Raw genomic sequence first — 11,042 nt, forward strand, 5'->3', positions numbered from 1 at the left:
ATGCAGAAGGCTGCCATCGAAAAGAACAACGAGACGATCGCAGCCCAGCTTACGCCGGTCGGCCGCGAGACCGTGCAGGATCGCGTCTATTCCGAGCTGCGCCGTGCTCTGATCGGTGGCCTTTTCGAGCCGAACCAGGTGCTGACCATCCGCGGTCTTGCCGATGCGCTGGTCACCTCGACCATGCCGGTACGCGAAGCGCTCGGCCGGCTGATCACGGAAAAGGCGCTGGAGGCGCTGCCCAACCGTTCCGTGCGCGTGCCGCCGATCACGCTGGAGCGCATCGACGACCTCCTGCGTGCCCGCTCACTCATCGAAGGCGAAGCGATCGCGCTTGCCGCCAGGCGCATGAGCCCGCGCCAGATCGCATCGATCGAAGCCATGCTGGGCGAGTGGGACGAGATGCGGGCCCTGAAGCACAAGAAGGATATCGATCGCGAAGCGACGCTCAACCAGAGCTTTCATTTTGAGATCTACCGCTGCTGCGGCTCGGCTGTGCTGATCCCGATGATCGAAAGCCTCTGGCTTCAATCGGGTCCCTGCATCCGCGTCGCCATCTATGCCTTCTCCGAGGCAGGCGAGGTTGATACCGCCCACTATCATCGTCGAATTGTCGCTGCACTTGCCAAACAGGATGCGCAAGCGGCGCGCGAGGCGCTGGTAGCCGACATCAGCCGCCCCTTCGCCTTCCTGCGCGACAAACTTCAATCGGCGAAGGACTGACATGCCCAAGCCCGCCATCGGCATCACAGAACCACGCTCGAAGCTTTCCGTGACGGCGCTGCTATTGCCCGAAAAGGCGCCGGAGAATGCCGCCTTCCTGCTGGCGTATCTGGCGCAGCCACGCATCATCCCAGGCATCCATGCGATGTGGACAGGACCGGAAATCTCGTGCCCGGTTCCGTCAGCCGATCTCCACGGCCAGGCCTATGCCCAGTCTTTGCGACCGGAGAATGCAACGCTGACGCCGCAGCCCGGCGATATCGTGCTGTCCTATGTGCCGCCACGCGTGTGGGGCGGCAATCCCAATGCCATCTTCGATATCGGCCTGTACTACGGGCAGGGGGCGCGGCTGCTGTTCCCGATCGGCTGGCTGGCCGGCAGCGTGGTCGCGCAAGTGCTTGCCGGAGAGCGCGATCAGTTTGCCGCCGCCTGCGGCGTCATCCGCCGCAACGGCGCCTGTGACATCACCTTCAGCCTGGTGGAGGCCTGAATGGCCGACGACAGTTTCGAACTCTTCGATCTGCGCGTCGAAGCGGTCATCCCCGAGGGCAAGCCGGTCTATTGCGGCGCCAGGGCCGGCGACTATTTCGAACTCAAGGGCGAAATGCTGTCGCTGCCGGCGGGGCAGGGTTTTTCGATTTACTCGATCTCCGCCGTGTTGCCGCTCCTGGCGGCAAAGCAGCGCCCGACGCATGCAAATGACTGGATGACCTCGGATGCCGAGATCGCCTGTCCCGATCCCAATTGCGCCAGCCGGCTGCGGATCGTCAGGCTGGCCAAGCGGCGGTTCAGCCATGCCCAAACCACGGCTGTGCCGCTGCCGAAGGAGACCGACAAAAGATGAGCGCCAGGACCGTCGAACTCAGCCCCGGCTATACGATCTCGCGCGTCATCCGCGGTGGCTGGCAGCTCGCCGGCGGGCATGGCGCCGTCGACCGCAGCCAGGCGGTGACCGACCTCATCGCCACTTTCGATGCCGGCATCTGGACCTATGACTGCGCCGACATCTACACCGGCGTCGAGGAACTGATCGGCGCCGCGCGCCTGCGGCTGGCCGGCGAGCGCGGTCTCGATGTCGCGGCCAGGATGAAGGTGCACACCAAGCTGGTGCCGGACCTCGAACGACTGGCAGGCATCAGCCGCGACTACATCAGGGGCATCGTCGATCAGTCGCTTCGCAGGCTCAAGACCGAGCGGATCGACCTCGTGCAGTTTCACTGGTGGGATTATGACCAGCCTCGTTACGTCGAGGCGATGGGTTGGCTCGACGAGCTTCGGCTGGAAGGCAAGGTGCGCAATCTCGGCACCACCAATTTCGATACGCCGAGGCTAGCCGAAATCCTCTCCGCGGGCATCCCGCTGGTCAGCCAGCAACTGCAATATTCAGTGCTCGACCAGCGGCCGGCAAACAGCCTTGCGGGCCTTGCCGCTAAGAACGGTGTCCGCTTCCTCTGCTACGGCTCGGTGGCGGGCGGCTTCCTCAGCGACAAATGGCTTGGCGTGGCCGAGCCCTCCACGCCGCTCGAAAACCGCTCGCTGGTCAAATACAAGCTGATCATCGACGACTTCGGCGGCTGGGAGCTGTTCCAGTCCCTGCTCAAGGCGCTGAAAGCGGTCGGCGATCGCCACGGCGTCGACATCGCCACCATCGCCTCGGCATGGGTGCTCGAGCAGCCGCAGGTCGCGGCCGTCATTGTGGGTGCGCGCAACCAGGCACATGCGCTGGCCAATACGAAAATCATGGACGTCGCGCTCGACGCCGACGATCGCGCGCGGATTGCTGCCGCCATCGCACAAGGCACCGGCCTCGCGGGCGATGTCTACGCGCTGGAGCGCGACCGTCATGGCCGCCACGGCTCGATCATGCATTACAACCTCAATGCGGGGAAGAAATGAGCGGAGAGCCTTCCCTTTTTTCGCGTGCCAGCGCTGAAATCATCGACCTGCATCGCTTCTTCGTCGACTGGTTTGTCGCCGCGCGAGCCGACGCTGTGGAGTTCGGCCGCTTCGAGGCTGTCATGGGCGAAGGCCTCACCATGGTGGCGCCGAATGGCCAGATCCTCGATCGCGACGCGGTCGTAGATCATGTCCGGACAAGCCGCGCCACTTGCGACGACGGTTTTGCCATATCGATCGAGGACATCAGGCCGGGTTGGCAGGACGCGGACACGATCGTCATCTTCTACATCGAGGCGCAACTGCGCGCCGGCAAACACAGTCGCCGGCAGTCCAGTGCGGTCTTCACCACCAGTTCATCGGCACCAAACGGCGTCGAATGGCGGCATCTGCATGAGACCTGGCTGCAGGCGCCGGAAGGCTGAACAGGCAAAAGTTCAAACAAGAAAAGGGGAACGGCAATGAAGAAGACGATACTTCAAATCACCACAGCACTGGCTCTCGTGACGATGGCCGGCGCCGCACATGCAGCGGACTGCAAGATCACCGTCGGCCTGGTCATGGAGCTCACCGGTCCGGCCGGCGAATACGGCCAGGCCGGCGCGAAGTCCGTCGAAATGGCCTTCCGCGACATCAATGAAGCCGGTGGCGTACGCGGCTGCGATCTCGCAACCGACACGCGCGACAGCCAGAGCCAGGGCAATATCGCGGTCGATGCCGCGACCCAGCTGGTACAGGTCAAGAAGGTGCCGGTGATCATCGGCGGCATCATCTCCTCGGTGTCGATCCCGATTTTGACCTCGGTCACCGGGCCGGCCAAGATCGTGCAGGTGTCGCCGGCTTCGTCCTCGCCGACGCTGACCGCCCTTGGCCGCGACGGCAAGACCAACGGCATCTTCTTCCGCACCATCACGTCGGATGCGCTGCAAGGCGTGGCCGCCGCCAAATACGCCATCGACAAGGGCTTCAAGAAACTGTCGATCATCCATGTCAACAACGACTTCGGCGTCAACATGGTGGCCGAATTCTCGCGTGCCTACAAAGCGCTCGGCGGCACCATCGTCTCCGACACGCCCTATAATGAAAAGCAGTCGAGCTATGCTTCGGAAGTGACGGCGGCGATGGGAGGCGAGCCGGACGGACTCTACCTCGTCAGCACGCCGGTCGACGGCGCAACGGTCGCCCGCACCTGGATATCGCAGGGCGGCGTGCAGAAATTCCTGCTCAATGACGGCATGAACAGCCCGGACTTCATCGAATCCGTCGGCGCCGATTATCTGAAGGATGCCTACGGTACCTCTTCCGGCACCAGCCCGACGGCATCCACCGACTATTTCCTGAAAAACTACAAGGAGTTTTCGGGCATCGAACCGTCGAACCCGGCAGCCGACCGTTCCTATGATGCCGGCGCCATTGTCGGCCTCGCCATTGCCATTGCCGGCTCCGAGGATCCAGCCAAGATCAAGGATGCCATGTACAAGGCGGTCGATCCTGCCGGCACACCGATCTATGCCGGCAAGGACGAGTTCGCCAAGGCGCTCGGCCTGATCAAGGACGGCAAGCCGATCCGCTATGAAGGCGTCATCGGTCCGGTCAGCTTCGACAAATATGGCGACATCACCGGTCCGTTCCGGCTGTGGAAGATCGTCGACGGCAAGGTGACGACCGACGGTGAAATGACAACCGACGACGTCAACGTGCTACAGGCGAAATTGCAGTAGGCGCCGGTACATTGTCCGGCGCGATCTCCGTTCGATCTCTGGGAGATCGACGCCGGACAAGCAGTCCAACATCGGCGCTAGTTACGCGGTCAAGCGCGAAATCAGCCGGGTCAATATAACGACAGGCGGCTGGCCGGGCATGAAGACCTGCGGATTGGAGAGGGCGCCGACGATATGACCCACAAAGTCTGATTTGTCGTAGCCGATTGACGATATCGGGTAGGCGTCGAAATTGGTCAGGGACACATTGTCGAAGCCATAGAGGCGGAAGCGGCTGGGCCGGTTGTCGGGGAAATCCGCCCGGCAGACATCCAGAACACCCATGGCCATCGCGTCGGACGTACAAAAGACCGCATCGGGACAGCCGCGTCCCGTCAGGCCGGCGGCTGCCGCATAGCCCGACTCGTAGGAATAGTCTCCCTGGACCGTCTGCAGCAGTTCAATTCCATGATGCCGGAACGCTTCGAGGTAGTGGCCGATGCGCAGCTGTTCGACCCGCGAGGACGAACGGCCGGTCAGCAGGCTGGCCGTGCGCGCGCGCTTGGCCGCCGCATCCGCCACGGCCTCGGCGATGCCGACGCCTTCATCGGGAATGACGGTGGGTGACAGATCGTCATGCAGTCCGTTCAGCATGATGACCAGGTCCGAGCGAAACATGCGCCGCACCGTCGCTGCATCGGCAAAGTCGGAGAACACCACGGCGGCATCGACATGATAGGCAACGCCGTTGCGCAGAAAATCCTCGACCCCTTCCGCCGAGCCGATGCGGATGAGGATGACCTGCTTGCCGATCGACTGGATTGCGTCGAGCAGCCGGTCGAACAGGTCGAGATCTGAAAGATCGTGAATGTGGTTGACCACGACGGCAACCAGATTGACGGTCTTGGTGGTCAGGCTTTGCGCCAGGAGATTGGGTTTGTAGCCGAGCTGCGCGGCGGCCTGCACGACACGTTCGCGTTTGTCCGCCGAGACCGGTCGCGGTCCGCTCGACAGCGCACGGCTGGCCGCGGCACGCGACACGCCTGCCAGCCGCGCGACATCGGCGATCGTTGCGACGGCGCCTCGAGTGTGCGCCGATCGGTTACCGGTAGTGGGTGTCACCACAGCGGGTTGAGCGCCGGCGGGTTGGAGTCCGGCCCCCACCACTTCTTGTAGGTCGTCTCATAGGTGCCCGACTGGATGAAGTCGGACACGAACATGTCGAGCCAGCGGACGAATTCGGGATCGCCCTTGGCGACCGCGATGCCGATCGGATCGTTGGAATAGAGGCCAGGCAGCGTCACCAGGCTCGGTGTCTTGGTCGCGAGGTAATCGAGCAGCGAGGAATCCTCAATCGCCGCATCGACGCGCTTCTGTTGCAGCTGCAGAACCCCGTCGGGCGCGAACTGGTCGACATAGACGAGCTCTGCTTCCGGCACGGCCGCCTTGAGGAAGGTTTCGCCCGTGGTGCCGCGGCCGACGACAACCTTCTTGCCGGCGAGCCCCTTGAGGTCGGTTATCCCGGCATCCTTCTGGACGATGACGCGCAGCCCGGCCCGGTTGTAGGGGATGGTGAAGTTGACGGTCTTGGCCCGCTCGAGCGTTGCCGAGGTGTTTGCGACCGCGACATCGATCTGTCCCGACACCAGCATGGAAATACGGGCATCGCCCGAGACGTCGACGAACTCGACCTGCACCCCGAGCTTTTGCGCCAGCAGCGTCGCGACATCGACATCGTAGCCGACAGGGTTGTTTTGTGCATCGCGAAAGCCGATCGGCTCGCCGCCGAGCGATACGCCGATGCGAATGGTGCCGCGTGAGCGGATGTCGTCAATCATGCCGGCAAGGGCCGGAAAAGCCGAACCGGCCACGATGGCCAGCGCGGCGAAGGCACGCAGTACGGTTTTCATGGTTCCTCTCCTTATTTTCTAGTGACACGTTTTGCTGCCCGCAATTCGGGTGCGGGCATGGAATCCTTCCAGAGCCAGTAGCGGACCTCGCCCTCGCATCTGAAATTCACCACCTCGTGGTTCTGCTCGGCGTCGACGGCGTGGATGACCACTCCGGCCAGGAAGCCGGTGTCGAGTTCAGCCAGTTCCTCGACCGCCAGCGCGACCGCATCCGACAGGGATCGGCCAAACTTCATGGCCAGCACGACGGTCCGTGCGGTGGCGCAGCGCATCGTCATCTCGCCGGTATGGGTGCACGCCGCCGCGCCATAGCGGCTGTCGGCGTAAAAGCCTGCGCCGGGAATGGGAGAATCGCCGAGCCGGCCCGGATATTTCCACGCCCAGCCCGAGGTCGAAGTCGCGGCATGGATGCCGCGCCGCGCATCCGCCGACAGGAAGACGGTGGTGTCGCGGACGCGCTCGGGATCGGTTATAGTACGGCTGAGCGGCGCCAGATCGATATCGGGGAATTTCGCCAGCTGTTGCGGTGTGAGTTCCTGTTGCAGCCGCTCCCACCAGACGCGCTTGCTGTCCTCGAACAAGACTTCGTCTTCGGCAAAACCGATTTCGCTGGCAAAGCGCCGCGCCCCTTCGCCGGTCAGCATCACATGCGGCAGGCGCTTCATTACCTGCTGCGCCAGGGCAGCGACCGCCAAGGTCCTTGGCACGGCGCCGACTGAACCGACCTCTCTTGTATTGCCGTCCATGACGCCGGCGTCGAACTCCATCTCGCCCAGCATGTTCGGCCAGCCGCCATAACCGACGCTGCGAACCTTGACCTCTTTCTCCACCATGCCGATGCCGGCAACCATCGCGTCCAGGCTGACGGCGCCATCGCGCAGCATTTGCACCGAGGTTTCGAATCCCGGCCATGCTTCGTTGTTGGCTAACAGCAGCATTCCTAGTCCTTGCGCATCTTGGAGAGAAACTGCGCAACCCGCGGCTGCGCCCGGCCGCCGTCCGCGGCGAAGAAACGATCCGTTGGCAGATCGACCACCAGCCTGCCCTTGTCGAGGAAGACGATGCGGTTGGAAATCTCGCGCGCGAATTCGATCTCGTGGGTGACGAACAGCATCGTCGTGCCTTGCGCGGCGAGCTTTGCCAGGATGGCCAGCACCTCGGAAGTCATTTCCGGGTCGAGCGCGCTGGTCACTTCATCGAGCAGCAGATAGCGCGGCTGCATGGCGAGCGCCCGGCAGATGCCGACACGCTGGCGCTGCCCGCCCGACAACTGCGCCGGGTAGGCGTTGGCCCGATCGGCGAGGCCGACGGACTCGAGCAGCTTGCGCGCCAGCGCCTCGGCCTCAGGGCGCGGCATCTTCAGCACCTCGATCGGGGCGAGCGTAATGTTCTGAAGCGCGCTCATATGCGGATAGAGGTTGAACAGCTGGAAGACGGTGCCTGAGCGCTTGCGCGCCTCGGCCAGCTCCTTCGGCTTGCTGACATCGAAATCGTCGACCGTGATGCGGCCCGACTTCAGCTTTTCGAGGCCGTTGATGCAACGGATCAGTGTCGACTTGCCGGACCCCGACGACCCGAGGATCGAGACCACTTCGCCGGGCGCGATCGTCAGGTCGACGCCGTCCAGCACAGTGACCTCGCCGAACGCTTTGTGCACGTTTTCGATCTTGAGCATGTTAAAGCCCCCGTCAGGCGCTGTGCGCCCGCAGGCGGTTTTCAAGACGCTCGCCAAGCAGGGCGACCAGCTTTGCCGCGCCATAGTAGAGCAGCCCGACGACGGTCCAGACCACGAACGGCTTCAAGGTTCGCATGTTGAGGATGTGGCCAATCTTGGTCAGGTCGACGACGCCGATGACAGAAATCAGCGACGTCACCTGAAGCTGGTTGACCAGCAGCGCGACGAGCGGGCCGACCGCGAAGGCGGCAGCCTGGGGCGAAACGATATGGCGCAGGACCTGCCACCGGGTCAGGCCGAAGACACGCGCGGCCTCGACCTGCTCGCGTTCGATCGACTCGATCGCCGAGACCGCGATGACATAGACGAATGCCACGGTGTTCGCCGACAGAGTGATGGTCGCTGCGGTGACCGGCGTCACCCTTATATGCAACAGCGCCGGCAGGCCGAAGAACACCAGGAACAGCTGCACCAACACCGGCGAGTTCTTCAACAGCTCCGACAGGAAGGTGACGACCTGGGCCAGAACCGGCACACGGTAGAACCGCACCAGCGCCCAGCTCAGGCCAATCAGCAGTCCGATCAGAGAGGTGACGAGAAACAGCGCGACGTTGGTGCCGAGACCTTGCGCCAGCAGGATCAGGTCGTAGGAGGTGAAATCGCTGAACCGCATCAGCCGACCGCCTCCATCATGTCCCGATTGAGATGGCGGTGGAGCAGGGTGACGCCCAGCGAAACCAGATAAGTCAGGGCCGCATAGGCACAGAGCAGCACCACATAGACCTCGAAGGGCCGATAGGTCTGCGAGACCACGATCTGGGCTGAGCCGGTGAGCTCGTTGAGCGTGATGGTCGAGAGGATCGAGGACGTAAGGATCATGTTGATGAGCACGGATCCGAGCGGTCGCACGGAGGTGCGCAGCGCAATCGGCAGCACGATGCGGGTAAAGATCTTGCGCCTGGACAGGCCGCTCACTTCAGCGGCGTCGATGATGCCCTGGTCGATGGCGAGGATGCCGGCTCGAATGATGTCGGAGGCATAGGCGCCGCCGGCAATGGAAAGCGCCACGACGCCGGTGGTGAAGGCGTCGATGTAAATGCCGAGCTCGGGCAGGCCGTAATAGAAGAAGAACAGCTGGACGATGAACGGCACATTGCGGAAGAGATCGACGTAGACGAAGGCGATCCGTCGAAGCAGTGCCGAGGCGGAGGTGCGTGCGATCGCCACCAACGCGCCCATGACGACGCTTCCCACCAGCGACAGCGCGCAAGCCGCCGCCGTAAGTTCGGCGCCGCGCGCCAGAAAACCCAGATGCGGGAGCAGAATGGACAGATCGAAATGCACCGGCGGTCCCCAGTGAAACCGGTTTCACTCTTTTGGCTTTCGCCTCGTCTGTCAAGATGCAGGGTCTGGTTGCCGGCCTGTGGCTTGCATTCGTTGCGATGATTCCGGTTCGCCTCATGCGCGCTATGTCTCAAGCGCCGGCAATTCGCCGCCGGCTTTCAGCTCGAGGACGCCGCCTATGCCAGCCGCGCGTCGCCGCAATCCTCGGCCATGGCGGCTGGGGGCGGCGCCCTCGATTTTGCCGATCCCGGCGCCGGTGTCGGATTCGGCTACGTCACCAACCGCATGCTGGGTTTCGACGACGTCGATCCACGCCGCAAGGTGTTGATTGATGCCGTTTACGACGCGCTCTGACGTTGGGAGCCGTTATGCGCGGATGTTCCACATGGCGTCCGGCACAACCACCAGCTTGCCGACGAAATCCTTGGCGATGAAGTCGGCCTGCGCCTTGTGGAAATCGGACAGTTTGTAGACACCGCCGACCAGCGGCCGGATTTTCTTCGCTTCGATGTATCCAACGATGCGGCGGAAGTCGGCGCGCGTCCCCTGGCTCGATCCGTGCAGTTGCAGCTGCTTCAGATACATGGTCCGGAGATCGAGCTGCACAACCGGACCGGCAATCGCGCCGGCGGTGGTGTAGCGGCCTTCGGGCCTCAGGATGCGCAAGAGGTCGTTGAAGATCGCGCCGCCGACGAGATCGGCGACCACATCGATCGGCTGGCCGCCAGTGGCTTCATTCACGGCGGCGGGAAGATCGGCAACCCCACGGGTAATAACCGCTTCGGCGCCGATGTCGCGCACCGCCTGCTCCTTGCCCTTGCCGACGACGGCGTAGGGAATGGCGCCGCGCGCCCGCGCCAGCTGCACGATGCCGGAACCGACGCCGCCTGAGGCGCCCGTGACCAGCACGCGCTCGCCGGCTTTCAGCCCGGCGCGTTCCAGCATCTGCTCGCCGGTGAGGTAGGCGCAGCAGAAAGTGGCGAGTTCGATGTCGCTCATCCCGGTGTCTACGACATGAGCGTTCTCGGCCGGCACTGTCTGGTACTCGGCATACCCGCCATCGCGACCGTGGCCCATATAGTCGATGTCGGCGAGGGAATCGTCGTCGCGGTTGTAGATCGAAAAATCGACCATTACCCGTTCGCCGATACGGCCCGGGGAAACGCCTTCGCCGACGGCAGCGATGGTGCCGACCGTGTCGGTGCCCTGGATGCGCGGGAAGGTAAGCGTGTTGCCTTGCCGCCGCCACGTCGACACGGCGGCAGCGTCCTCCTCCGTGCCATAGGCGCCCTGGCGTACCCAGACATCGGTGTTGTTCATACCGCAAGCGCTGACCCTGACCAGCACCTCGCCGGCGGCAGGCACAGGCACTTTCACATCGCTGCGATAGACGAGCTTTTCCGGTCCGCCATGCCCGGTGAGCAGCACGGCGGCCATGGTGGCGGGGAGGGTCTTGGTCATGGCATTCATGGGTCGATCTCAGAGATTGGAAAACACGCTGTTGACGGCATCGGCGGTTTTCGAGACGACGATGTCGGCTTCCTCACGCGTCAGGCAGAGCGGCGGCGCGAAGCCAAGGATGTCGCCCTGCGGCATGGCGCGGCCGATGACACCGCTGGCGGCAAGTGCTGTCGCCAGTTGCGGCCCGATCTTGAGCGAGGCGTCGAAGAACACCCGGTCGTCCTTGTCGGCGACAAATTCGACCGCCGCCAGCATGCCATCGCCGCGCACGTCGCCGACGTGTCTGTGGCCGCCGACAGCCTTGGCGAGTTCGGCGCGGAAATAGGCGCCGGT

General features: G+C 63.5%; 15 protein-coding genes. 7 read left to right on the top strand and 8 right to left on the bottom strand.

Annotated features, from left to right (window positions below):
* From NKJ75_RS26010 to NKJ75_RS26035, 6 genes are read left to right on the top strand one after another with little or no spacing between them, the layout of a single operon-like run.
* A complete protein-coding gene (locus NKJ75_RS26010) occupies positions 1-723 on the top strand; it encodes a GntR family transcriptional regulator (protein WP_023686960.1) in 723 nt (240 codons plus the stop codon).
* Between the two features lies 1 nt (position 724).
* The gene (locus tag NKJ75_RS26015) at positions 725-1,213 is read left to right on the top strand and encodes a DUF3830 family protein (RefSeq protein WP_352500349.1); all 489 of its coding nucleotides are present in this window, start codon (positions 725-727) and stop codon (positions 1,211-1,213) included.
* Positions 1,214-1,567: a TIGR04076 family protein gene (locus NKJ75_RS26020; RefSeq protein WP_023682686.1), complete on the top strand. Its 354-nt coding sequence runs from the start codon at positions 1,214-1,216 to the stop codon at positions 1,565-1,567.
* Entirely contained in the window at positions 1,564-2,619 is a 1,056-nt protein-coding gene (locus NKJ75_RS26025) for an aldo/keto reductase (protein ID WP_352500350.1), read from the top strand. Before NKJ75_RS26020 ends, NKJ75_RS26025 begins: the two co-directional genes overlap by 4 nt.
* Positions 2,616-3,044 (top strand): hypothetical protein, encoded by a 429-nt coding sequence (locus NKJ75_RS26030; RefSeq protein ID WP_023667860.1) that lies wholly within the window; start codon positions 2,616-2,618, stop codon positions 3,042-3,044. Before NKJ75_RS26025 ends, NKJ75_RS26030 begins: the two co-directional genes overlap by 4 nt.
* A gap of 36 nt (positions 3,045-3,080) precedes the next feature.
* Complete coding sequence (locus tag NKJ75_RS26035) at positions 3,081-4,340, top strand: ABC transporter substrate-binding protein (protein WP_352500351.1); 1,260 nt, start codon at positions 3,081-3,083, stop codon at positions 4,338-4,340.
* Between the two features lie 81 nt (positions 4,341-4,421).
* Here NKJ75_RS26035 and NKJ75_RS26040 read toward each other — a convergent pair whose 3' ends face one another.
* From NKJ75_RS26040 to NKJ75_RS26065, 6 genes are read right to left on the bottom strand one after another with little or no spacing between them, the layout of a single operon-like run.
* On the bottom strand, positions 4,422-5,444 hold the full coding sequence (locus NKJ75_RS26040; protein ID WP_352500352.1) for a LacI family DNA-binding transcriptional regulator: 1,023 nt from the start codon (positions 5,442-5,444) through the stop codon (positions 4,422-4,424).
* The gene (locus tag NKJ75_RS26045) at positions 5,438-6,229 is read right to left on the bottom strand and encodes a transporter substrate-binding domain-containing protein (protein ID WP_023738369.1); all 792 of its coding nucleotides are present in this window, start codon (positions 6,227-6,229) and stop codon (positions 5,438-5,440) included. Before NKJ75_RS26045 ends, NKJ75_RS26040 begins: the two co-directional genes overlap by 7 nt.
* 11 nt (positions 6,230-6,240) lie before the next feature.
* Positions 6,241-7,167, bottom strand: coding sequence for an isoaspartyl peptidase/L-asparaginase (locus tag NKJ75_RS26050; protein WP_352500353.1), 927 nt, complete (start codon positions 7,165-7,167; stop codon positions 6,241-6,243).
* 2 nt (positions 7,168-7,169) lie between these two features.
* Positions 7,170-7,904 carry an amino acid ABC transporter ATP-binding protein gene (locus NKJ75_RS26055; protein WP_023699816.1) on the bottom strand — a complete coding sequence of 245 codons (735 nt, stop codon included), beginning with the start codon at positions 7,902-7,904 and terminating at the stop codon, positions 7,170-7,172.
* 13 nt (positions 7,905-7,917) lie between these two features.
* The gene (locus NKJ75_RS26060; RefSeq protein WP_352500354.1) at positions 7,918-8,577 is read right to left on the bottom strand and encodes an amino acid ABC transporter permease; all 660 of its coding nucleotides are present in this window, start codon (positions 8,575-8,577) and stop codon (positions 7,918-7,920) included.
* Positions 8,577-9,248 (bottom strand): amino acid ABC transporter permease, encoded by a 672-nt coding sequence (locus tag NKJ75_RS26065; protein WP_023695231.1) that lies wholly within the window; start codon positions 9,246-9,248, stop codon positions 8,577-8,579. Before NKJ75_RS26065 ends, NKJ75_RS26060 begins: the two co-directional genes overlap by 1 nt.
* A gap of 210 nt (positions 9,249-9,458) precedes the next feature.
* Between NKJ75_RS26065 and NKJ75_RS26070 the strand changes: the two genes are divergently transcribed.
* Entirely contained in the window at positions 9,459-9,602 is a 144-nt protein-coding gene (locus NKJ75_RS26070; protein ID WP_023709171.1) for a hypothetical protein, read from the top strand.
* A 12-nt stretch (positions 9,603-9,614) separates the two neighbouring features.
* Here the strand turns inward: NKJ75_RS26070 and NKJ75_RS26075 are convergent, their stop codons facing one another.
* Positions 9,615-10,718: an alcohol dehydrogenase family protein gene (locus NKJ75_RS26075; protein ID WP_023834904.1), complete on the bottom strand. Its 1,104-nt coding sequence runs from the start codon at positions 10,716-10,718 to the stop codon at positions 9,615-9,617.
* Between the two features lie 9 nt (positions 10,719-10,727).
* Positions 10,728-11,042: aminotransferase class III-fold pyridoxal phosphate-dependent enzyme (locus tag NKJ75_RS26080; protein ID WP_352500355.1), on the bottom strand; the 315-nt coding region annotated here is incomplete at its 5' end.

It is taken from the genome of Mesorhizobium sp. M0058 (assembly GCF_040323095.1).
Lineage (GTDB): Bacteria > Pseudomonadota > Alphaproteobacteria > Rhizobiales > Rhizobiaceae > Mesorhizobium.